The 23026-nt window shown below is 64.9% G+C and carries 22 protein-coding genes; 16 read left to right on the top strand and 6 right to left on the bottom strand.

The genetic code is table 11. The features are described from left to right. The first annotated feature begins 54 nt into the window (after positions 1-54). The 4 genes from ACFVMC_RS12745 to ACFVMC_RS12730 all read left to right on the top strand — a co-directional run bounded on the left by ACFVMC_RS12745 (position 55) and on the right by ACFVMC_RS12730 (position 4837). On the top strand, positions 55-1737 hold the full coding sequence (locus ACFVMC_RS12745) for a SulP family inorganic anion transporter (protein ID WP_379209711.1): 1683 nt from the start codon (positions 55-57) through the stop codon (positions 1735-1737). A 63-nt stretch (positions 1738-1800) separates the two neighbouring features. Further along, a complete protein-coding gene (locus tag ACFVMC_RS12740; RefSeq protein ID WP_379209710.1) occupies positions 1801-2460 on the top strand; it encodes a GAP family protein in 660 nt (219 codons plus the stop codon). A gap of 27 nt (positions 2461-2487) precedes the next feature. Then, positions 2488-4188, top strand: coding sequence for a SulP family inorganic anion transporter (locus tag ACFVMC_RS12735; protein ID WP_379209708.1), 1701 nt, complete (start codon positions 2488-2490; stop codon positions 4186-4188). Beyond that, the gene (locus ACFVMC_RS12730; RefSeq protein WP_379209706.1) at positions 4181-4837 is read left to right on the top strand and encodes a GAP family protein; all 657 of its coding nucleotides are present in this window, start codon (positions 4181-4183) and stop codon (positions 4835-4837) included. The genes ACFVMC_RS12735 and ACFVMC_RS12730 overlap by 8 nt, the downstream gene beginning before the upstream one ends. Positions 4838-4843: 6 nt before the next feature. Here the strand turns inward: ACFVMC_RS12730 and ACFVMC_RS12725 are convergent, their stop codons facing one another. The 3 genes from ACFVMC_RS12725 to ACFVMC_RS12715 form a co-directional block, all read right to left on the bottom strand. Continuing rightward, a complete protein-coding gene (locus ACFVMC_RS12725) occupies positions 4844-5095 on the bottom strand; it encodes a hypothetical protein (protein ID WP_379209704.1) in 252 nt (83 codons plus the stop codon). Further along, positions 5092-5466 (bottom strand): SHOCT domain-containing protein, encoded by a 375-nt coding sequence (locus ACFVMC_RS12720; protein ID WP_379209702.1) that lies wholly within the window; start codon positions 5464-5466, stop codon positions 5092-5094. The genes ACFVMC_RS12725 and ACFVMC_RS12720 overlap by 4 nt, the downstream gene beginning before the upstream one ends. Before the next feature lie 93 nt (positions 5467-5559). Then, a complete protein-coding gene (locus ACFVMC_RS12715; protein ID WP_379209700.1) occupies positions 5560-6654 on the bottom strand; it encodes an AI-2E family transporter in 1095 nt (364 codons plus the stop codon). 270 nt (positions 6655-6924) lie between these two features. On the opposite strand from ACFVMC_RS12715, the gene ACFVMC_RS12710 reads away from it, so the two are divergent. The 5 genes from ACFVMC_RS12710 to ACFVMC_RS12690 all read left to right on the top strand — a co-directional run bounded on the left by ACFVMC_RS12710 (position 6925) and on the right by ACFVMC_RS12690 (position 13871). Beyond that, positions 6925-9534, top strand: coding sequence for a LuxR C-terminal-related transcriptional regulator (locus ACFVMC_RS12710; protein WP_379209698.1), 2610 nt, complete (start codon positions 6925-6927; stop codon positions 9532-9534). 100 nt (positions 9535-9634) lie between these two features. Further along, a complete protein-coding gene (locus ACFVMC_RS12705; protein WP_379209696.1) occupies positions 9635-9841 on the top strand; it encodes a hypothetical protein in 207 nt (68 codons plus the stop codon). 10 nt (positions 9842-9851) lie between these two features. Further along, positions 9852-10820, top strand: coding sequence for a TIGR00341 family protein (locus ACFVMC_RS12700; protein ID WP_379209694.1), 969 nt, complete (start codon positions 9852-9854; stop codon positions 10818-10820). 63 nt (positions 10821-10883) lie between these two features. Next, positions 10884-12776 (top strand): alkyl/aryl-sulfatase, encoded by a 1893-nt coding sequence (locus ACFVMC_RS12695; protein WP_379209692.1) that lies wholly within the window; start codon positions 10884-10886, stop codon positions 12774-12776. A 36-nt stretch (positions 12777-12812) separates the two neighbouring features. Then, positions 12813-13871: a hypothetical protein gene (locus ACFVMC_RS12690; RefSeq protein WP_379209690.1), complete on the top strand. Its 1059-nt coding sequence runs from the start codon at positions 12813-12815 to the stop codon at positions 13869-13871. 12 nt (positions 13872-13883) lie between these two features. Here ACFVMC_RS12690 and ACFVMC_RS12685 read toward each other — a convergent pair whose 3' ends face one another. The 3 genes from ACFVMC_RS12685 to ACFVMC_RS12675 all read right to left on the bottom strand — a co-directional run bounded on the left by ACFVMC_RS12685 (position 13884) and on the right by ACFVMC_RS12675 (position 17135). Continuing rightward, a complete protein-coding gene (locus ACFVMC_RS12685) occupies positions 13884-14732 on the bottom strand; it encodes a hypothetical protein (protein ID WP_379209688.1) in 849 nt (282 codons plus the stop codon). Between the two features lie 104 nt (positions 14733-14836). Continuing rightward, positions 14837-15235 carry a hypothetical protein gene (locus tag ACFVMC_RS12680; RefSeq protein WP_379209686.1) on the bottom strand — a complete coding sequence of 133 codons (399 nt, stop codon included), beginning with the start codon at positions 15233-15235 and terminating at the stop codon, positions 14837-14839. Between the two features lie 94 nt (positions 15236-15329). Beyond that, a complete protein-coding gene (locus ACFVMC_RS12675) occupies positions 15330-17135 on the bottom strand; it encodes an alkyl/aryl-sulfatase (protein ID WP_379209684.1) in 1806 nt (601 codons plus the stop codon). Between the two features lie 386 nt (positions 17136-17521). Here ACFVMC_RS12675 and ACFVMC_RS12670 point away from each other — a divergent pair, with 386 nt between their 5' ends. The 7 genes from ACFVMC_RS12670 to ACFVMC_RS12640 all read left to right on the top strand — a co-directional run bounded on the left by ACFVMC_RS12670 (position 17522) and on the right by ACFVMC_RS12640 (position 23016). Next, positions 17522-17989, top strand: coding sequence for an SAV_915 family protein (locus tag ACFVMC_RS12670; protein WP_379209683.1), 468 nt, complete (start codon positions 17522-17524; stop codon positions 17987-17989). Further along, entirely contained in the window at positions 17986-18276 is a 291-nt protein-coding gene (locus tag ACFVMC_RS12665; protein ID WP_379209681.1) for a hypothetical protein, read from the top strand. The genes ACFVMC_RS12670 and ACFVMC_RS12665 overlap by 4 nt, the downstream gene beginning before the upstream one ends. Before the next feature lie 2 nt (positions 18277-18278). Next, positions 18279-19349 carry a WXG100 family type VII secretion target gene (locus ACFVMC_RS12660; RefSeq protein ID WP_379209679.1) on the top strand — a complete coding sequence of 357 codons (1071 nt, stop codon included), beginning with the start codon at positions 18279-18281 and terminating at the stop codon, positions 19347-19349. Further along, positions 19336-20193: a stage III sporulation AC/AD family protein gene (locus ACFVMC_RS12655; RefSeq protein ID WP_379209677.1), complete on the top strand. Its 858-nt coding sequence runs from the start codon at positions 19336-19338 to the stop codon at positions 20191-20193. Before ACFVMC_RS12660 ends, ACFVMC_RS12655 begins: the two co-directional genes overlap by 14 nt. Before the next feature lie 745 nt (positions 20194-20938). After that, positions 20939-21253 carry a WXG100 family type VII secretion target gene (locus ACFVMC_RS12650; RefSeq protein WP_379209676.1) on the top strand — a complete coding sequence of 105 codons (315 nt, stop codon included), beginning with the start codon at positions 20939-20941 and terminating at the stop codon, positions 21251-21253. 12 nt (positions 21254-21265) lie between these two features. Then, positions 21266-21565, top strand: a complete 300-nt coding sequence (locus ACFVMC_RS12645) for a WXG100 family type VII secretion target (protein WP_379209674.1) — start codon at positions 21266-21268, stop codon at positions 21563-21565. Beyond that, a complete protein-coding gene (locus tag ACFVMC_RS12640; protein ID WP_379209672.1) occupies positions 21562-23016 on the top strand; it encodes an ADP-ribosyltransferase in 1455 nt (484 codons plus the stop codon). Before ACFVMC_RS12645 ends, ACFVMC_RS12640 begins: the two co-directional genes overlap by 4 nt. The last annotated feature ends 10 nt before the right edge of the window (positions 23017-23026 follow it).

Here is a 23026-nt window from a genome sequence, read left to right as displayed (position 1 = left end):
TGCCCGCCGATGATCGCTGGTGCCGACCCGAGCCCGCGCGGAAGGAGTGCCGTCATGGCCGGACGTGCAGCGGCGAGCACTCGCCGGTTCGGCTGGCTGCCACGCGAGCGCATGACCAAACGGGATGTGATCGCGGGATTGCCGGGGGCGATCGGCAGTGTCCCCGACGGTATGGCGGCGGGCGTGCTCGCCGGCGTCAACCCGGTGCACGGGCTCTATGCCAGCATGGCGGGCCCGTTCTTCGGCGGATTCGCCACCAGCACCCGGCTGATGGTGGTCACCACCACCAGCGCCTCGGCGCTGGCGGCCGGATCCGCGCTGGGCGCGGTCGACGACACCGATCGTCCGGCGGCCCTGATACTGCTCACGCTGGTGGCGGGTGTGGTCATGCTGACGGCCGCGGCGCTGCGGCTGGGCCGCTACACCCGGTTCGTGTCACATTCGGTGATGACCGGATTCCTGCTCGGCATCTCCGTCAATATCGTGTTCGGGCAGTTGCCCACCCTGCTCGGCGCGTCCGCCGACGGTGGCGTCGCGGCGGAGAAGGCCGCGAATGTGCTCGCGCATCCGTCGAAGATCGATGTGCCGTCGCTGATCATCGGGCTGCTGGCATTGGCGTCGATGGTCGTGCTCGGGCGTACCCAGCTGCGGCTGATGGCCGCGCTGGCCGCACTGGCGATACCGGCGGCGGTCATGCTGCTGCTGGGCTGGGACTCGGTCAGCACTGTGTCCGACGTCGGCGACATTCCCACCGGAGTGCCGTTACCGCACCTGCCCGATGTCGGCGTCTTCACACCCGCGCTGGTCGGTGGCGCGGCCGCGGTCGCGGTGATCGTGCTGGTGCAGGGCGCGGGAGTCGCCGAGGCCGCGCCGAACGCCGACGGGTCCCGTGCGCGCGCCAACCGCGATTTCGCCGCGCAGGGCGTGGGTAACGTGGCAGCGGCGCTGTTCCGGGGAATGCCGGTGGGCGGCTCGGTGGGGCAAACCGCACTCAACGCTTCGGCGGGAGCGCGCACCCGGTGGGGCGCGATCTGGTCCGGTATCTGGATGCTGGTGATCCTGGCGGTCTTCGCCGGTGTCGTCGGGCGAGTTCCGATGCCGACGCTGGCCGCGGTGCTGATCGTCGCCGCGTTCGGATCCCTGAATCCGCGCCGTTACCAAGCTATTTGGAGCAGCGGAGCTACCTCGCGAATCGCCTTGGTGACAACGTTCCTCGCGACATTGGCGCTCCCGGTGACGGCCGCCGTGGGCATCGGGGTCGCGCTCTCGCTCCTGCTACAGCTCAACCAGGAAGCCATCGACCTGAAAGTGGTTCGACTGCGCGTCGAGGACTCCGATCTGGTGGAGACCACCGCACCGAAACACCTGTCGGACAACGAGATCGTGATCCTCGATGTCTACGGCAGCCTCTTCTACGCGGGCGCACGGACCCTGCAATCCCGGCTGCCCGATCCCACCGGCGCGCGATCGCCGATCGTGATCCTGCGCCTGCGCGGGCGCACCACCGCCAGCGCCACGTTCCTCGCGGTGGTCGCCGACTATGCCCAGCGCCTGGACGCGGTCGGCGGACAGCTGTACCTCAGTGGCGTCGACCCGGCCATCCGGCAGTTGTGGAACGAGGACCTACTCGCCGCCCAGGGTATCCACCTCGAATTCTTCACCGCGACCTCGACCCTGGGTGAATCGACGCTGGACGCGTTCGCCCAGGCGAGAGTGCATCTGCACCGAACCGGCTGAACCGATTCGAATTCACCCGAATCGTGTGAGCGAGCCGCACTCCGGCGAACCTAGGGTGACCGGATGGGCAGTGTGCTCGGCGATCTACTCCCGCTGGCGGTGGGCGTGGCGATCTCGCCGATTCCGATCGTCGCCGCGATCTTGATGATCCTCTCCCGCGACGCGGCCGGATCAGGCACCGGTTTCGCGTTCGGCTGGGTCTTCGGCATCGCCGTGGTGACCACGGTGTTCGTCATGCTGTCGGGAACGCTCGGCGGTTCGGACGACCGGCAAGCCTCGGCCGCGGGATCCTGGATGAAGATCGCGTTGGGCGTGGCCCTGATGTTGCTCGCCGTCGCGCAATGGCGGCAGCGCTCCGACACCGAACCTCCGGGATGGATGCGGGCCATCGACGATTTCACCGCCCTCCGGGCCGCAGGTCTGGGAGTACTGCTCTCGGCGGTGAATCCCAAGAACCTGCTGCTGGGTGCGTCGGCCGGGGTGACGATCGGATCCGATGACCTGTCCATGGGCGAGAAAGCGATTGCTGTAGCGGTTTTCACGGTGCTGGCCGCGGGAAGCGTACTCGCTGTCGTGGTGGGCTACGCCGTCGCCGCCGACCGGCTCCGCGGGAGCCTCGACCGCACCCGAGCGTGGCTACAGGCCAACAACCACGCCGTGATGGCGATCGTGCTCCTGGTGATGGGCGCGGCGGTGCTCGGCAAGGGAATCGGTGGTGTGTGACGCGGCGGCACAGAACGGATGGCAGCCATGACAGCTCGATGGGTGTTCGGATCGTTGCAGGGCTACCAGCCACGCTGGCTTCGCGCAGATGTGGTCGCGGGACTGACGGTGTGGGCCGTCATGGTGCCCGAGGCGCTCGCGTATGCCTCGATCGCCGGGGTACCGCCGGTCGCGGGTCTGTACGCAGCGTTTCCGGCGCTGGTCCTGTACGCGCTGGCAGGTAGCTCCCGGCACCTGGTCGTGGGACCGATGTCGGCGACGGCGGCACTCTCGGCCGCGATCGTCACCCCGCTCGCCGGGGCGGACCACGACCGCTACATCGCACTGACCGCCGCCCTCGCGCTCACGACCGGGCTGGTCGGGCTGCTGGCAGGTCTGATCCGGCTCGGATTCGCGGCCGCCTTCATCTCCGAACCCGTACTGAAGGGGTTCATCGTCGGATTGGCGCTCACCATCATCATCGGTCAGGTCCCCAAGCTGTTCGGTATCCACAAACACGAGGGCAACTTCTTCGAACAGGCGTGGGGCGTGCTGACCGATCTCGGCGAAACGAATTGGCGCACACTCCTTGTCGGCGGAATCAGCCTGATCGTGGTCCTCGGGTTGCGACGGTGGCTGCCGCTTGTCCCTGGGTCGCTGGTGGCGGTGCTGCTGGGTATCGCCGCGGTCGCCGTCTTGCAGCTCGACGACCACGGCGTCGCGATCGTGGGCCATATCGACGCCGGACTGCCCGCACTCGGGTTGCCCGCCGGCGTCGGGTTCGGTGACTACCTCGATCTGCTCGGCCCCGCGGTCGGCGTCGTCCTGATCGGCTTCGCCGAGGGGCTGGGTGCGGCGAAAACCTATGCGGCCAAAGCGGGTTACACCGTCGACCCGAACCGGGAGCTGCTCGGGCTCGGCGCGGCGAATCTCGGATCCGGATTCGCCTCGGGCATGGTGGTCAACGGCAGCCTGTCCAAGACCGCCGTCAACGGCGCCGCGGGCGCCAAGACCCAGTTGAGCGGTCTGGTAGTCGCCGCGCTGACGGTGGTGACCCTGCTGTTCTTGACGGGCCTGTTCGAAAAGCTGCCCGAGGCGACCCTGGCAGGCGTGGTCATCGCCGCGGTGATCGAACTGGTCGACTTCGCGGCACTGCGCCGGCTCTACCGGGTGTGGACCGAACGGCTCGGCAGCATCTACGGCCGCGCGGCCCGAGCCGACTTCCTCGGCGCGGTTGCCGCGATGGTCGGCGTGCTGCTGTTCGACACGCTGCCCGGCCTACTGATCGGGATCGGGATCTCGATGCTGCTGCTGGTCTATCGCGCCTCGCAACCGCACGTGGCGCGCCTGGCCGGCCAGGGGGCGCTGTGGCTGGACGCCGAGCACCACCCCGACCTGCCGCGCCGCCCGGATCTACTGGTGGTGCGGGTGGAGTCGGGTCTATTCTTCGCCAACGCCGACTATGTCCGCGAACGCATCGAGGCATTGTGTACCGATCGGACCCGGCTGGTCGTGCTCGATGCCGAAACCTCACCGACCATCGATGTCACGGCCGCCGCGATGCTGGAAGCCTTGCGCGAGAGCCTTTCTCGGCGCGGCATCGACTTCCGGATCGCGCACTCGATCGCCCAGTTCGGCGACGAACTGGATTCGGCCGGAGCCGGCGATCGACTCACGGTCTACCCGACGGTCGAGGCCGCGATCGCCGACCTACCGGCCGAGACGACACGAGAGGCTGACGATGAATGACCTGCTGCTGCGACTGCTTCCGGAGATCGGGGGGCTGCTGATCACGCCCGGCGCGGTCATCGGCTGCATCCTGCTCCTGCACACCGGCCGGCCCGTGGCCAACGCGGGCGGGTTCGGCGCGGGATTCCTGCTGGTCTACTCGATGATCGCGCTCTCGGCGCTGCTCGGCGGCGCCTCCGATCCCGGTGCGACCTCCCAGGAGGTCTCGCACGGCGCCGGCCTGGCGGTCGGCCTGCTGTTCCTGGTGGTCGGATGCTGGATGGCGCTGCGCAAGCCGTCCCCGGTGACCGAGCGGCCGCGCCTGTTCCGGGAACTCGACACCGCGAAACCGCTGAAAGCCTTCGTCATCGGTGTCGCACTCGGAGTGATCAATCCGAACCTGTTCATCATGATGGCGGCGATGAGTTCGGTGTCGAGTTCGGCCGTCGGGGTCGGCGGCGCGTTGCTGGCGACGCTGATTCTGCTGATCGCGGCGCTGGGCGACATTCTGATTCCGATGCTCGTCTTCCTCGCGCTCGGCGACCGAGCGCGCATGGGACTCGACCGTGCCGAAGTGTGGTTGCTGCGACACAGCCGAGTGCTGTCCCTGGGGGTGCTCTTCGGATTCGGAGCATTGTTCACCGCGCGTGGCATAGCGAATCTGAGCTGAGGCCGATCACTTCCGTGACGCGCCGCGCTTGCGCAGCATGAGCACGCCGGTCAGCCAGCCCACCGCGAACATGACCAGCAGAATCAACCACATCGGCGACCGAATCGAGATCAGCAGGAATTCGATCTCGACCTTGTCCCGATTCTCGAAGAAGAAGATGATCGCGATCGCGGTGAGCGCCAACGCCAGCCACTGATTGAGCGACAACCGGGACAGCGGCGAAGGTTTCGCGGAATTCGATCCGGAATCCCTGGTCATGCCAGCGCCTTCGATTTGAGCTGATCGAATTCCTGCTGGGTGATCGTCCCGTCCGCCAGCAGACGTTTCGCGTCGGCGATCTGCGCGGCCGGACTGGTTCCGGCGGTATCGCGGATGTAATCGGCTTGCGCGGCCTGTATCTGGTCGGCTTCGGCGGCCGCACGCTCCTGCATGCCCTTTCCGCGCGCGATCAGATACACCAGCGAGGTCAGCAACGGCAGGAAGATCAACAACACGATCCACAGCGCCTTCACCCAGCCCGAGGTGTCTCGATCCCGGAACAGGTCGCCGATGATGTAGAACAGCAACAGCAGGTAGGCGATGAAGGCGAAACTCACCACGATCAGCCAGATCACTTCCCAGAACGACATGATGCACCTCGATGCCTCGGACGGAATGACAATTGCCGCCACGTTATGGCTCGGGTCGCGGGCGCAGGATCACCCGAATCGGGTGAAGATCGGCTATCCGGCCTCGGCGGGGCCGGGTTCACGCGGGGCGCTGCTGATCAGCGCGCTCACCCAGCGCGTGGAGGGATCGATATCCAGGAGCACCGCACGCAGCAGCAGGGTCAGCGGAATCGCCAGCAGCGCGCCCAGTGCGCCGAGCACCCAGGCCCAGAAGATCAGGGACAGAAAGGTGACGGTGACACTCAATCCGACCGCGTCGCCCACATACTTCGGCTGGATCACCGACTGGATCAGAAAATTGATCAGGCAGTAGACCACGATGACCCAGATCATCAGTCGTGGCCCGCCGTCGAGCAACGCCAGCAGCGCCGGTGGTATCAGCCCGACGACGAATCCGATATTCGGGATGAAGTTGGTGATGAACGACAGCACCGCCCACAGCAGCGGCAGCGGAACTCCCAGCCACCAGAGCGCTACACCGTCGAATACCGCGACGATCAGGCCGAATACCGTTGAGACGAGCAGATATTGGCGGGTACCCGCGGCGAACGCGCCCAAAGCGTAGGAGATGTCGGGACGTTCCCGGGTAATGATCTCGGTCCGCGGTCCGATCGACATTCCGTCGGCCGCCATGAACAGCAGCAGGGCCAGCACGAACGCGAGATTCGACAGCACTCCGGCCAGTCCGCTCAGCGTCGTCTGGAGCAGATTCAGCAGCTGCGAATAATCGAGCCCGCTGAGCAGGTCGTGGATCTGGTCTCTACCGACACCCCAGCCCGACAACATCGAGCGCACCCCGCCGAGCAGGTCGTCGAATCGGGTGGAGTAATCGGGCAGTTCCGTGGCCAGTTGAGCGACCGAGACGATCAGGACCGCCAGCAGACCCAGCACGATCGCGTACGCCGCGACCAGTGCGAGCACCATTCCCAGCCAAGCGGGCAGGCCACGCCGCCGTGCCCACACCTGCACGGGCTGCACGGCGATGGTGAGCATGAGCGCCAAGAAGACCGGGCCCACAAGTCCGGCGGATACCTTGATGCCCGCGATCGACACCACCGCGCCCGCCGTCGCCAGCAGGACGATCAGACCGCGCGGAATCGACCAGGCGGTCCCCCGCTCCAGCGCGGCGGGGTCCAACTGAGGCTTCATTACGGTCAGCACCTCCCAGCGACGATAGCCAGCACATTGCCTACTCGCTGAACGAGCGCACATTGCGAAACGGTCGCGATCCAATCCCACGTCCGGGAATCAGCCCGGCGCGCTGATGTTCGACACTATGGTTCGACTGCGAGGCGACCTTCATCTGTTCCGGGTGAAGTCCTACGGCAGCTTCTACCGTGCGCGCGCCCGATCGCCATCGGATTCGACGAATTGCGCACGCCGTAGCAGGTAATCAACTGTCACACCGCAGGAGATCCAGTGCCCGTATCGCAAAGTACCGGCCCACGAGATCAGCGCCGTCGCGCGCCGCGAGGACCCAGCGCGCCGCGGCCGGCCTTTCCACTCGTCGATCGCGCCGAGCTCCTGACAGCCCTGGATGCCGCACTCGCCGACAGCTCGACGCTGACTATTTGCTCACCGGTCGGAACCGGGAAGACAGCGCTCCTGACCGAATGGATGGCGCGCCATACCCGCCGGGATTACCCCGGCGGGTCGGCCTGGATCGCCCTCACCGAAGGACGGCCCGCCACGACCCTGTGGCAGCGTGTACGCGGCGCCTTGTCGCTGCCCGCCACCACCAGTGCGCCATTGACCACTCCGCTGACCGAAGCAGCCGAACTGGCCGAGCAGATCGCCGAACGCGCGCTGCCGACACTGCTGGTGATCGACGACGCCCACCTGGCCACCGACCCGATGACCCTGGCCGGTCTCGAACACTTCCTGCTGCACGCGCCGGACTGCCTGACCACGGTCGTGGCAGCGCGTTTCGAGCCACCGATCCGCTGGCATCAGCTCGCGCTGAATTCGCGACTACGCAGGTGGTCCGCCGAGGATCTGGCGTTCTCGCCCGCCGAAGCAGCGCAGGTCTGCCGCGAATACGATTGCGCGCTCGACGATTCCGGCCTCGCGCTGCTGATGGGATTGACGCGCGGATGGGCGGCGCTGGTACGGATCGCCGCCCTCTACCTCGCGTCCCGATCCGAACCTCCGACGGTGGCGCTCACCGCCCTCTCGCGACTACCCAACCCGGTGTCGGATCTGCTGGCCGGCGAACTGATCGATACCCTCTCCCCCGGCTTGCGAATGTTCCTGACCTACACCAGCGTGCCCCAGGAGTTCACCGAATCACTCGCCGACGACCTCACCGGCGGCGGCGCGACCCGATGGCTGCACGAACTGACCCGCCTGAACTATCCGTTGAGCAGCGTCGTCCGCGGCGACGAGCTCTGGTACTCCTACCACCCGATGCTGCGCGCCTACTTCCGCGCCGAACTCACGCGACTGGGTCCGGCGTCGGCCGACGAATTGCACGCGCGCACCGCGACATATCTGCGCGCGTCCGGCGAGCCCGCCGCCGCGCTACCGCATCTGGTGCGGCTGCCGAATCGGGAACCACTGCTGGACTTCCTCACCCGCGACGCGCTCGGCGTCGTCTTCGACGGGCACGGACCCGAACTGTTCGAGCAGCTGGCAGCTCTGGACGCCACGCTCCTGCGGGATCCGTTCACGCGATTGCTGCATGTCGCGGACGCGCTGAGCCGGGCCGATGCCCCCACCGCCCGCGCCTACTGCGACGCGCTGGAACACACACGCGCGCAACCGAGTTCGCTGGTCTCCGCGGAGGTCCGCGCCGCACTAGCCGCCGCGGTGACCACCGAACTGGGCCTTCGCACCGATACCCGCCTCGACCAACGCGAAACCGAAATCCCCTCGCCCACCGGCGAAACCGATCTGGATTGCTACCTCGCCGTGGAGACGGGGACGGCGCTGCTCGCGTGCGGCGAGCTCGACGCCGGCGAACGCCGACTACGCGCGGCCCTGGCCGCGGCCGACCTGCGTGCGCATCCCCGGCTGCGACTGCGTGCCCTTACCCGGCTGGCCATGGCCGCCGCGCTGGCCGGCGCGCTCACCACCATGCGCCTACGCAGCGACACCGCACTGGAATTCGCGCACGCGCACGATCTGAGTGCCGCGTGGGAGGCAGCCCACGCCGCCGCTCTGGCCGCGCTCGGCGCCTACCTACAGGGCGAGCACACCGAATCCGATCTGGTTCCCGCTGTCCACGCCGAGCACCAATCGCCGGATGACCCGCTGGGTCCGGCCGGCGGGTCACCCAGCCAGCTGGTCGCGATACTGACCGCCGCCGCGGACACCAACGTGGCGGAGCTGCTCCGGCAGAGTCTGTCCCGCATGCTGGACACCCAACCCGCCGCGCTCGACGGCGGCCTGATTCCGTTCGTGGTGTGGCGTCTGCTGCGGGCGCACGAAACCTACGAGGCCCAGCTGCTCACCGACCACGCTCGCACCGTTTTCGGCGACACCCCCGACATCGCCTTGGCGCAGGCAGCGCTCGCGGCCGGTGCGAACCGGTCGCGCGCGGTCCTCGATCTCGTTCGGCCGCTGCTGTCCGCCGAGCCTCGCGTCCATCCCGTCCACGAGGTCACCGCGTGGCTGCTGCATGCCGGCGCCCAGCACGATCTGGGCAACGCGGGCAAAGCGCGCGCCGGCATCGAGCGCGGGCTGCGCCGGGCCGCGGGCGAACATATCGTCCGGCCGTTTCTGGACGTGCCCGGCGCGCTGGCGCTGCTGGACGCCTTCGCCGGCACGTTCGGCCACTACGACGATTTCGCCGCGGAACTGCGCCGTCACCCCCTGGCGCACAGGGCTTCTCGTCATCCCGCCCTGACCGACACCGAGTTGAAGGTGCTACGGCACCTACCGTCGGTGCACACCACCCAGCAGATCGCCGATGACCTCGGGGTCTCGATCAACACGGTGAAAACCCACCTGCGCGGCATCTACGCCAAGCTGGGGACCAACTCGCGGATGCAGGTGGTGGCGGCCGCTCGCAGCAGCGGCCTGCTGTGACCCGGCCGGACTTCACCCGCGGCGGATGAAGTCACCGCCGTCGCGGCGGCGCATGCTCGAGCGACGTCGGTCACCAAGGACGGAAGCGAGGTCGCTGCCGATGTCGGCCAGATACCGGTTCGTTGTGGAGGGTGAGCTGTCCGAACGCGCGCTGACGGCCTTTCCCGACCTGGAGGCCGTCCCGCCCCACGACGGCACCACGGTGCTCTCCGGGACGATCGCCGATTCGACCGCGATGCGCGGGATCCTGGCTCGCTTCGACAGCCTCGGGCTGACGCTGGTGGAGATGCGCCAACTTTCGCAGTGAGGAGAGCATCGTGTACCTGCTGGCGCCGCAAAGCCAACGCCGGACGCTCGACGAACTCGACGATCGGCTCGACTTCACCGTCGGAGACACGCGCTCCAAGCGCTCGGCGTTCTGGATCATGCTGGTGTTGTCCAGCATCATCGCCTGCTCCGGCGTGGTCGGCGACTCGACCGCGACCGTGATCGGAGCCATGATCGTCGCACCGCTGTCGATTCCGATCCTCGGGATCGCGCTCGGAATCGCCACCGGCAGAACCACTTTGGTGATACGCAGCGTGCTACTGGTCGTGGCGGGAGTGGTGCTGGTAGTGGCGGTCGGTTTCGTCATCGCCCAGATACTGCCCAATCCGACGAATGTACTGTCGAATTCACAGGTGCTCGGACGGACAGCGCCGAAACTCATGGATCTCACCGCTGCCCTGGCCACCGGGCTGGTCGGCGTCATCGCCATGATCCGCCGTGATGTCGGCGATGTGCTGCCCGGCGTGGCGATCGCGATCTCGCTGGTGCCGCCGCTGGCGGTCGTGGGGGTCTGCCTGGGATCGCACGCGCCGGCGCTGGCTCTGGGCGCGTTCGTGCTCTTCGCCTCCAATGTGGTCGCCATGGTGATCACGGCAACCGTCGTACTCGTCGCCACGGGATACGCCGGCGAAGCCGGGGCCGGGACCGCCCGGCGCGGCCGCGCCTACGCCGTGCTGGCGGCCGCGCTGCTGCTGGTGGCCGCGCCGATGGTGGTCAATTCGCTGGTCTCGCTGTGGGCCGATCGGGTGGCCGGTGCGGCCACGGTGTGGTTGCGCGAGGTGCCCGGCGCGGAGGTCACCGACGTGACCCTGCACACCGACACGGCGACGGTCCGCGTGCTGGCGCCCGCCGACCTGCCGGAGCTCGCGGATCTTCAGCGCACCGTCGACGACATCGTCCCGTGGAATCCGCGAGTGGTGATCGTGCACACCGTCGGCAGCCGCCTGGACAATCGTTGACGAGCACCGCTTTCACCCCTTTCGGGTGAGGCACGCCCACCCTCCGCGACGCAGGCTTCGATCATGGCTGCGACACCGAAACCGGCATCCGAGTCCATCGCCCGCCAGAACAAGGCGCTGCTGGAGCAGCTGCCGTTCTCCGACACCCAGGACTTCGAGGACGCGACCAGGGGGCTGATCGCCCGGCGCACCCCGAACGCGGTCACCGACGCGGACGGAACCGTGGTGTGGGACAACGACACCTATTCGTTCCTCGAAGGCGACGCTCCCGACACGGTCAACCCCAGTCTGTGGCGACAGTCGACACTCGCCGCGATCGAGGGCCTGTTCGAAGTCGTGCCCGGCATCTATCAGGTGCGCGGCCTGGACCTGTCCAACACCTCCTTCATCGAAGGCGATATGGGCGTCATCGTGGTCGATACCCTGCTGACGGTCGAGACCGGCCGTGCGGCACTGGAGCTCTATCGGCAACACCGCGGCGACCGACCGATCAAGGCCGTCATCTACACCCACTCCCACGCCGACCACTTCGGCGGCGTGAAAGGCTTTGTCTCCCAGCAAGAAGTAGACGACGGCAAGGTACGGATCTTCGCCCCCGAGGGATTCGTCGAGCATTCGGTGTCGGAGAACGTCTACGCCGGAACAGCGATGAACCGGCGCGCCGCCTACATGTACGGCGCCGCGCTCGCGCGTGGCCCGCAGGGGCAGGTCGGCGCGGGACTGGGCCAGACGATCTCCACCGGAACGGTCTCGCTCATCGCGCCGACCGACTTCATCACCACCACCGGGCACGAGGAGACCGTCGACGGCGTCCGGATGGTCTTCCAGATGGCCCCCGACACCGAGGCCCCGTCGGAAATGCTGGTCTACTTCCCGGATTTCACAGCGCTGTGCGCGGCCGAGGACGCCACCCATACGTTCCACAATCTGCTGACCCTGCGCGGCGCGGTCGTACGTGACCCGCACGGCTGGGCCGGCTACATCACCGAAACCATCGACCTGTTCGGCAGCGACGCCGAAGTCGTCTTCGCCTCCCATCACTGGCCGGTCTGGGACAACGAGCGGGTCCGCGCCTTCCTCGCCACCCAGCGCGACCTCTACGCCTATGTCCACGACCAGACCCTGCGCCTGATGAACAAGGGGCTCAACGGCCCTGAGATCGCCGAAGCGATCCAGCTACCGCCTTCACTCGAGAACGCCTGGTGCGCACACGGCTACTACGGATCGCTGAGCCACAACGTGAAGGCCATCTACCAGCGTTACCTCGGCTGGTTCGATGGCAATCCGGCCGGCCTCTGGGAGCACACCCCCGTCGAACAGTCCAAGCGCTACGTCGATTTCATGGGCGGTTCCGACGCGGTGCTCGCCAAGGCCCGTGAATCCTTCGACGCCGGCGACTACCGGTGGGTCGCCCAGGTTCTCAACCATGTCCTCTTCGCCGATCCGAGCCACGCCGAGGCCCGAGACCTGTTGGCCGACACCTACGAACAGCTCGGCTACGGCGCCGAGAACGGCACGTGGCGCAACTTCTACCTGTCCGGCGCGACCGAGTTGCGTGACGGCCGGTTCGGCACACCCACCGAGACCAACGCCCCCGATGTTCTCGCGCAGCTCACCCCGGCCATGCTGTTCGACGCCATCGCCATCCAGGTCGACGGCCCCAAAGCCTGGGACGAGAAGCTCGCGATCGACGTCGTACTCGCCGACTCCGGCGAACGTTACCGGTTGACACTGGCCAACGGCGTACTCACCTACAGCGGCCGCCCGCAGCCCGGGGAAGCCGACGCGGCATTGACGACGACGGCCCCGAACTTGGCGCCGCTACTGCTGGGCGGCCTGTCCGAAAGCCGGCTCGCCGACACCGGAAGCGTTCTCACCGGCGATACGTCTGCTTTCCAACGGCTCGCGGCGCTGCTGGATCCCGGCGACAAGGACTTCGCCATCGTCACCCCGTGACGCGGCAACCCGGTCCGGGTGATCGGAGGCGGTTCGATGGAGACCGAGGACCTCGTGACCTCACGTGCCACACCGGATGCGAAGCGTGGCGCCCGACTGCGCTGGACCGCCGCCGCGGTGCTCCTGGCGCTGATCGCGGCACTGGCGGCGGCCTCGGTTCTCGCGCGGTTCGCCCGCGGCGAGATCCTCGATACCGACCGCTATGTCCAGACCGTCGCGCCACTGGCGACCGACCCCACACTGCAAGCCGGACTGGTCGACCGGATCACCGACATGATCATGGTACGACTCGACGTCGAAACCCTAGCCGCGCAGGCGTTGGCCGAACTGGCTGCCGACCGTCCGCGGATCCCGCCCGCCATCGTGGGTCTGGCGCCGGTGATCGGCACGCAGACACGCGACTTCGTGCACGAGACCGCGGAATCGGTCGTTACCTCGGATCAATTCGCTGAACTGTGGGTTCAGGCCAACCGGCAGGCACATCGCGGTGTGGTCGCGGTACTGACCGACGACACTCGCATTCCGATCGATGTCGACGACAGCGGCGCGGTAAGCGTGCCGCTCGGTCCGATCGTCGACAGGGTGCGCGCGGCTCTGCTCGGGCGAGGGTTCTCACTCGCCGAGCGGATTCCGGCCGTCGACGCCTCGTTCGTGCTGTTCCGGTCGCCTCGGCTCGTCGCGTCGCGACACTGGATATCGCTCGGTGACCGACTGGCCGATGTGATGCCCTGGGCAACCCTGCTCGCCGCAGTCGGCGCAGTCCGGGTCGCGCCGAGAAGCAGCCGCCTGCGCGCACTCTCGTCGACCGGTGTCGCCCTGGTGGCCGCGATGACGCTGCTGGCCGTACTGATCACCGTGGCACGTTCGGCATATTTGCAGGCGCTGCCTGCCGGAATTCTGTCCCGCGAATCCGCGACGGTGGTGGTCGATGTACTGCTGGAGCCGTTGCGGACCACGGTGCGCACGGTGTTCGTTCTCGGCGTTGCCGTCGCCCTCGCCGGCTTCCTCCTCGGCTCCTCGCGCCCGGCGGTCGCGATTCGCGGGTTCACCGCCGGAATGCTGACAAGAACGCGGCGCGGCGGCCGCCCCGAGTAGGTCACCGGCAACCTACAACTGTTCCGCGGCCCGCTCGTTCCGTTCGGGTCCACGCAGGAACCGACCGATCAGCGATTCATCCGCCGCCAACGACCCGACCATGGATGCCGCGCCGACGATCACAAGCGACATCACGAAAAGCCAGCTCACCGAGGTGAACGCCAGCCCCAGAGGGCCGAAATGCTGGCGGGCGCTGGCGGCGGTCCGTGGCAGGACCGCCCGCCCCGCCACATGTACCACCGTCAGACCGGCAGCGGTCAGCAATCCGGTCCCCCAGAGCATGCGCCCGGTCAGCGCGTCTTTCGTCAGCAGAAGCGGGGTCAGTGTCCAGACCAGGGTCCACACCACGATTTCGCCGATCAGCGCGAGCGGGCGTCCCACGTAGGCGAGGTGGGTGAGATCGCGGGTTTGCCCGACCAAACCGACGGCCAGCGCGACCGCCAGTAGCGTCGCCAGCCACCGCCACGCATCACGCGGACCCATCGAAGGCACCTGCCACGCCGCACCGTAGACCCGGCCCAACGCACGGGCGAACGAAGTACCGCTGAGAACCACCATCAGGAACCCGGCCACACCGAAAGCGGCCAGCGACGGATCCGAGGACCCGGCCGCGTCACCCAATTCCAAAGTCCCGGTGTCGAATCCGAACTGATCGCGAATGGTGTCGGCGGCGGCGGACCAGCCGCTGAAAACCGATGTCGCGATGATCACCGGCAGGACCGAGGTGAATATCTGCGCCGCCAGGGCCAGCGAGCGATCCACCACCTGGATCTCGACGAGGCCTTCGACGATCCGCCACAGCATCCGACCGGCCGGACTGGTGCGGAGCGCCGCGACCACACCGCCTGCTGCGTCCCTCAATGATCGGTCCTTCCGGCGTAGCGGATTCTCGAGCAGCCTTTCCGATGATTACCCCGCCCGCCTCACCCACCTGGGGTGAATTCGTTGTGCCGCCGCATGCACCGTCAGCCCAGCAGACCGCAGACCTTCCAGCCACCGTCCTCCATGACCAGGTCATAGGTGAAGGATTGGGTCGACGTGCCACCGTCGGCGGTGACCGGGACGTCGACGGTGAAGGTGCCCTTCTCGCCGTTCGACGCGACATCCACGCTGGCCAATCTCGATTTGGGCCAGCCCGCGAGGTTGGCCTTGTCCAGATCGGATTTGCAGATCAATGTGCTGTCTCCCGGCTTTCCGTCCGCGAATGCCTCGGCAGCGGAATGTGGAGTACGGAACCCGGCGTCCGCGCTCTCGTCCGTGGCGCACCCCGAGAGCACGGCGATACTGACAGCAGTTGCCGTCAGGCCGAGGGCACGAAGTATCGACCTGATTCTGTCCAACTGTGGATACTGCAAGTCCGTCATCGACTGTTCCTAGCGCTTCCGCGCTGAAACATCAAGAGCCACAGTTGACTTGAAATACGGTGCCGGGCCACAGATGCGCCCGGCACCGTGCGGGTCAGGGTGTGACGATCGGAAAGTTCGGGTCGGGTTCATCGAGGAGGCCGAGCAGCCGGTGCAGGACGCCGATGTCGCCGATGTGGTCGACGCCTTCGAATCCTTGCCCGCCCAACAGGGCCAGCAGTTGAGGTTTGGTGAGGGTGAGCGTGAGGTCGACATCGGCCTTGCGGCGAGGATCGACGGTGCGAATGAGTGCCCCGTTGGACAGCGTCAGCCGCACGGTGGAGTTCAGATCGGTGAAATTCCAGTCGATGACGAGTGATTCGGTGGCTGCACGGGGCCCGTTCACCCGAATGGCCACGGTGTCGAAAAGCTGCTCGATCGAGAGTGCGGCCGCCATACCACCGGCAAGGTTCAGCGCCGTGGGATATACGCCCTCGCGGAGTTCCTTGGCACCCATCAGATAGAAACCACGCCAGGTGGCATTCTCGGAGCCGTAGCCGAGTTGTGTGTAGACCTCGGCGAGAGCGGCTTTGGCGGCGGCGTGATCCGGGTCGGCGAACACCGCGTGCTTGAGCAGTTCGGCGGCGAAACGCAGATCGCCGTCCCGGCTGAAACCGGCCGCCTTCTCGACGACGGTGTCGATGCCGCCGAAAGCTCGGACATAGCGTGTGGCCGCGGCCTGGGGCGGATGCTGCCACAGCGAGCTGGGATGACCGTCGAACCAGCCGAGATAGCGTTGGTAGATGGCTTTGACGTTGTGGCTGACCGAGCCGTAGTAACCGCGCGCGGACCAGGCGTCGTCCAGCCCCGGCGACAACTCGATCTGTTCGGCGATCTCGACACCGGTCAACCCTTGATTGAGCATGCGCAGGGTCTGGTCGTGCAGGTAGCAGTACAGGTCGCGCTGGACACTGAGGAACTCGGTGAGATTCTCGGTACCCCAGGTCGGCCAGTGGTGCGAGGCGAAGGCGACCTCGGAATCGGTGGCGAACATGTCGATCGCCTCGTCGATGTATCGCGACCACACCCGGGCATCACGCACCAGCGCACCCCGCAGGGTCAGCAGGTTGTGCAGATTATGGGTGGCGTTCTCGGCCATGCACAACGCCCGCTGGCGCGGAAAGTGGAAGTTCATCTCCGCCGGCGCTTCGGTGCCGGGCGTCATCTGGAACACGATGGGAACGCCGTCGATGGTCTCGCGCTGCCCGGTCTCGGTGATATCGACCGTCGGCGGGTACAGACTCAAGGTGCCCGTGGAGGTCTGGATGCCCAGCCCGGTACTCATCTGCCCATCCGGGGCCGGTGTCAGCCCGATGGCGTACATGTAGCTGGCGCGCCGCGTCATCGCGGTACCGGCATAGACGTTCTCCGAGACCGCCTCGGCCATGAACCCGGCCGGCGCCAGGATCGGCACCGCACCGGGACCGTCGGGCAGCACACCGGCCACACCACCGAAATGGTCCCCGTGCGAGTGGGTGTAGATGACGCCGGTGACCGGTCGGTCGCCGCGATGCTCGCGGTACAGCGCCAGGCCCGCCGCGGCGCATTCGGCCGAAATGAGCGGGTCGATGATGATCACACCGGTGTCGCCCTCGACGATCGTCATATTCGAGATGTCGAAACCGCGGATCTGGTAGATCCCCTCCACCACCAGATAGAGGCCGTTCTTCACATTGAGCTGCGCTTGACGGAACAGGCTCGGGTTCACCGTGTCCGGGCACGGCCCATCCAGAAACGCATACCCGGAGGTATCGAAGACGATCGTGCCTTTGTCGTTGCGGATGGTCATCGGACTCAGCGTCGCGATGAATCCACGATCAGCGTTCTCGAAATCGGTGCGATCCCCATAGTCCAACGCCATCCCTGGATCAACTCCTCGGCTCGACGATCAGTGCTGGTCGCATCGATTGTCGTGGTCCGCGGGCAGCAGAACCTTGACCGACACGGATGCGTGTCGAAACTCCGCAGGGTGGGGCACAAGATGATCTGGTCTTCGGCCTCCCCCTGAACCGAGTCATACGCATGAGCTGCGATTAGTCCCAGATCCGCAGCAGCTGTCGCGAGGACATCGAACGACGTTTGCTCCTGCACAAGGAATTTCGTATAGTGCCTCGTAGCGACGCGCTTGATCCAAACAAACGACCGGTGTTGTCCGCCCAAAGAGGGTATCCGAACGCGGGTCATGCCGATTCCAGAAAAGATTACGCTACCCGCAATATCGGCCGCCGCCTACGCAGAGGTGAAATAATGCCTGGCCAGCCTTTCTACAACCACTATGACGACCCCGACGAAGAGTGGGATGAGGCGCCGCTCCAGCCGACGCGCCGCTCAGAGCAGACCCCGCGTCCCGCCGAGCCTCCTCCGTTCAACCCACCGCCTCTGGTGGCACCTGCACGCCCCGGCGAATCGGCGACCGGGTCTCGGCCTTCTCCCAAACCCATGCCTAAGGACTTTCCACCAGTCGTCTACCTGCCGGTATTGACGGAGGTTCACAGTATCGAAGACGCGCAGATCATGATGAGACAGACGCGTGACGGCAGAGTTGCGTGCATGGCTTATTCGGCTCTGGATCGCCTTCATGAATGTTGTGGAAGCGACCAGCCGTGGATGTGGACAACCACAGTCTCGCTGGACGCCCTGTATCAAGCTCGGCCTTTCGACATCCTGCTTCTGGACGTTTACATTCCCGAGGAGCACAGGAACATGCGAGCATGACCGAGCTGAATATAGATCTCGACACGCTGGCAACAATCGCAACTACGCTCTCGACCTCCGGCACGGAACTCGATGGTACGAGCAAGAAGACACCCGACACCGTTGATGCCGGAACGGTAGCGCCCTCCGTATTGGCCATCCTGTCAGTGGTGCTGGAAGGGGCCGGCCAACTCGTAGTGGGCCTGGCTGCGAGCGCTGATGCTGTCACTGAGGCCGCGAAGAAGTACAAGGAACAGGACGACACCACCGCTGACGCAATTATTCGGGATACGTGGAAGCTAGGGTAACAATGTCTATTGATACCGAGGTCGACGGTGACCCTACGAGCATTCGGGCTGTAGGAGCATGGCTGCGTGACACGCTGGCCAGCCAATTAGCCTCCTCCGCAGACGATCTCGCCAAGGTGAAGGTCCTGGCTGATTCCGCTTGGGAAGGTGAGGCGGGTGATGCGTTCTCGACCAAGATGCAAAACACAGTCACAAAAACAGACGAGTTTGTCGCCAAGGTACGTGGATACGCCACGGAGTTCGACAATCTCGCAAATCAGGTACAGCAGGCACAGTCGGATATGGAGACGATCCGCAAGAACGCCTCGACCGCGGGTCTATCCGTCAAGGAAAATGTCATCGAGAAGCCTGGCGAAGGTAACGCCGACAAGATAGCGGCCTATAACACTGCCGCGCAGGCCGCGGAAGAAGTGCGAGGGAAGGTGAGCTTCTGGGGTTCTACGTGGAAAAACATGCAGAACGACGTCAAGGATAAGTGGTTCGTGGTCGTCGGTGACATGGTGAACGGTGCCGTAGGAACCCTCTTTACAAAACACTCATCGACGCTTCTTGCGAATTCAGCTGTACTGTCCAGCGACGCTCTCAAAACGCTGATCGAGGCCAAGAATGCCCCGGCAGGCACTCCTCGCGCGGTGCTCTATCGAGACGTTGACTGGAGTCGGCAACTGTTCAAGAACGCCGGCGAGGCGTTGGACGATGCGGCAAGGGCCAAAGCGAGTGGTGCAAAAATCGGATTGAGAGTCGGTGGTGCGCTAGCGGTGGTGGGTGTCGCATACGATATCTACAACGGTAAAGACCCCGAGCAGGCCATTGTCTCCGGAGTGGGCGGTTTCGCCGCCTCAGTTGCCGCGGGTGCGGCGATCGGCTCATTTATTCCGGTTCCGGTTGCGGGAACGGCCGTCGGGGCCGTCGGCGGCGCGGTAGTGGGTCTCTTCACCTCAGGAGCGATCGACTCGATGTACACGAATGGTTTGAGTCTGAGTAGTGCGGTCGACGGCGGAGCGAATGCGCTCGGCGGCGCCGGCAAAGCGATTGGCGGCGGTGTCTCGAAGGCGTGGAATGCGATCTTCTGAGAAAAACCAGCGTCAGAGTCCGTGGCCAGGAGCAGCCGGGCAGGTAAGAAAGCGCATCGTGTCGGCGGTCGGACTCTGCGGGCTGGTCGTCGTGTGCGCAGTCGGCGCCCTGGCCATGCGGCGCAGTGGAGATGCTGCGGCGCAGGCCGTCTCGAAGTATGTCGCGCTGTTCGGGCTCGCGCTGATCTTCGTGCTCGCGTTGGGGATCATCGCGGATCTCAGAATTGCCCACCGGTCCGCGGTCAGGACCGATCGAGGACATGACATTCCAGCAACGGTCGTACCCGGCTCGAGTGTGTATTTTGGTCTGTATCAAGCATTCTGGCTGTGTTTCGCGACGATATTCATCACTGCCGCAGTCGAGATCGCAGGGGCCGCCTGGCGAACGCATTGGCCGCTGGTTGTGATATTCGCCGGCATCGGACTATTCTCCGGATCCGCACCTGCGCTTGCCCTCACAGGACGGCTCCGGCGTGGACGAATTGCACTCACGGAAACCGAAATAATCCACTACGGCTGGAGTTCGCAATCATCCCTGGCCTGGGGAGATCTTCTCAAAGTCGGTACCGCGTTCGAACGGGCACCGCTGATCATAGTTACCGGCGTGGTCGGTGCAGAGCCGCACTACACGACACCCAGCCTGAAACTGAACGGCAAGACGAAGCGGCTGTGGCAACTCGACCGTCTGCCACTCGCCGGCTGGATCTTCATTGAATGCCCACGTTTCTCAGTCAACGGATCCATGCTCTACCACTACCTGACGTTCTATGCCGAGAATCCAGCAGCACGAGCGGAACTGGGAACAGCGTCCTCCGTGGATCGATGGTGCCGCCTGTCAGGGTGATGGGTTCTGCGCATGTAGCGTGAACAGCGTCGGTGCGCTGTGGCGTGGGCCAAGAGCGCAGTACACACGATCTTGAACAACCCCGCTACACCGTTTGCGGTGTGTATGCATGGCTGGCCCCGACCACATCAAAGAAACCTTGGGCACAGCTGGAGACCAGCCAACCCGCAAGCCAGACAGACGCTCTGGACCCGGCCCGGCACTCGCGAACTAGCTTGAGTTTTAACCTCGGGGCTGGTCAGACAGGCCCCGGTCGATCTTGAACGAAGCCCTTGGGTGATTCATCTTGCGACAGAAAGAATCTCGACCAAGGGCTTCAGTTGAATAGTGTGCACGACGCCGGCGCTGCCGGTGCTTGCAGGGACCTGTCGGCGGTCGGGCGGGAGCTGTATCACTGTGTGACCACCCGACCTGATGCTGTGTTCGAGTTGATCGACGCACCGTTGTGCGCCGACGGGCCGGTGCGGCCGCTTGCCCATGTCCGTCACGGATCGCTCTCCGGTTCGGCGTAGTCGCCGACCGCGTTGCTCCGGCTTAGGTGTGACAGAGATCTCTGGTCTACCGTTCGCGCTCTGCCTCGCCCTGGTGAAGTGATGTGCTGTCAGGGGATCGACGACCAGCCGCGGGCTCGGATTATCAAGGCTCAGTTGCGAAGCCGATACTCTGGTCGACCAAGTGAGCGATCAGTCGGCGGGGGCTATCGCAAGGGGTGCAGTGAAGGAGTCCAGTATGAGAACGGTAGGAGGTGACCAGCGGAGTGTCGTCTCTCTCGATTGACCCCGAGGAGGTTAAGGCTTTGGGGCGCTTGGCCTACGATCTCGCAGGAGAGTGCCGTTCTGGATACGCATCACTTGTCACTGACGTCAGAGCAACGATCGACGGATGGTCGGGCAACAACGCCAGCACATTCGCAGCCGGTTGGGATGAGTTTCATGAAGGTGCCGACCAGATATGGGACGCACTGTTCGATCTCGCGGCGAAGTTGGGGGTAACCGCCCAATCTTTGGGGACCGTCGACGAATCGTTCTCCGCGGAGATCAGTTCCCTCGACCTCCCCTGAACGGAGAATCTGATGACAGACACTCCGCCATTTTCAGTTGACTTGGACACGCTCGAAGCCCTGGCAGCACGTATGCGTGGATATCTCGCCGCAATCGCGGATCGGCTGGCCGAATTCGAACAGAAGGCCAAAGACGTTGAAGGCGTGTGGGTCGGCGACGCAGCTGAAGCGTACCGCGAAGCACAATCCGAGTGGTTGGCCGGAGTGACCGATATGAAAGAAGGGCTCGCGGTCCTCGAAGCCAGCATAAGGGCCGTTCATTCCGGCTACACCGACGCCATGGCCGAGAACCGAAAGATCCTTGGCATATGACGACGGTAGACGTCGACGCGAAGGTTTACTATCAGGCCGCCACGAATTGCTTCGATGCCGCCGATGCGCTCTGGGACAGCTTCAGATACGTCTTCACTGAGCTTTCCAACTGCGGCCGTATGGCCGGCATCGACGAGGATGGACGAACCTGGGCAGCCTCCTACGACAAGTCGGCGACCGAAGCGGTTGCGTTCTTCGAGGCTACCCATGACGCCCTCTATGCCTACGGTGTTGCACTGAACGACCTCGGATTCTCCCACGCCCAATCCGACGCGAAACTGCAAGGAACCACACAGCCCGAGCGCCCCAAAGATCGCGACGGCAACACTTTCGGGCCGTACCACATTCCAGCGACCGCAGGCGGAAGCGGCATCGGTTTAGCAAAGGCTGCCGTCGAAGTCCTGGATGCGATCAATTGCCCGCTCCCCGACGGCGACACCGACAAGCTCGCGAAGGCAGCCGAGGCGTGGGATCGACTTGGCACGATATACCAGAACACGAATGCCAAGGACAAGATCACAATCTCTGGCACTTTGTTCGCCAATGTGGTGTCCGATGACGTGCAGCAAGTTCGCGATGACCTGAAGACCTTGGAAAATTCCATGGGCGAACTGCTCAGCATCTGCAAGCAGATCAGCAAAGCCTGCACGGACTACAAGGAATCCATCCAGGCACTTCGCGAGAATATCAAGGAATTCATAGAAGGAATCGTCGAAGACGCTGCGCTCGATATTGCGATAACGATCATCGCAACGGCCCTCACCGGTGTCGGCGGGTTGATAGCCGGCGCCAAGGCGGTCGAGTCGGCGCGACGGTGGGCCGGGAAGATCCAGACCGCGGTCAAGCTTTGGCGATCGGCGAAATGGCTCCAGATCAAGGGAGTCGCCGATGACGCCGTGGCAAATATGGCGAAAGCCAAGAAGGCTGTCACTGATCTCCGTGATCGCTTACGCAAGAGCGACACAGAACCGAATCGGCCGCCTGCCCTACCTACGAAGCCAGCGCTAACCGATATCGACAAGAAGGCGCTCTGGGAGTACACGGGTCCTGTTGCGGAAGAGTTGAACTGGAAGATACGCAACGGCGCCCTAAGCAAGGTTGATGATCTGAGAATATCTGATATCAATGCGGCGTTGGATAAGCTACCCGACTACACCGGAACAGTGACGCGCCGCGTTAATCTGGATGCAGAATATCTTGCACGTTACGAGCCAGGCAGCGTCGTCACCGAGACTGCATTCACGAGCACAGCCCGCAGCCCGACTGCCGCCTTCGAAGGAAATGTCGAGATGCAGATAATATCCAAGCACGGCAAGAGTGTTGAGGAGTTCGCGCGCAAGCCTGAGGAGCAGGAGGTACTCTTCAAATCGGGTACTTCATTCGAAGTTGTGAACAAGTTCCCCGACCCGAACAATCCCGGGCGTATAATTGTACAAATGATCGAAGTATAGGATGGAAGCT

Origin of the sequence: Nocardia sp. NPDC127579 (assembly GCF_042672005.1) — a bacterium.
GTDB lineage: Bacteria > Actinomycetota > Actinomycetes > Mycobacteriales > Mycobacteriaceae > Nocardia.
The sequence above is the reverse complement of the archived record's forward strand: the minus strand, read 5'-3'. Positions and strand labels throughout refer to the sequence as shown.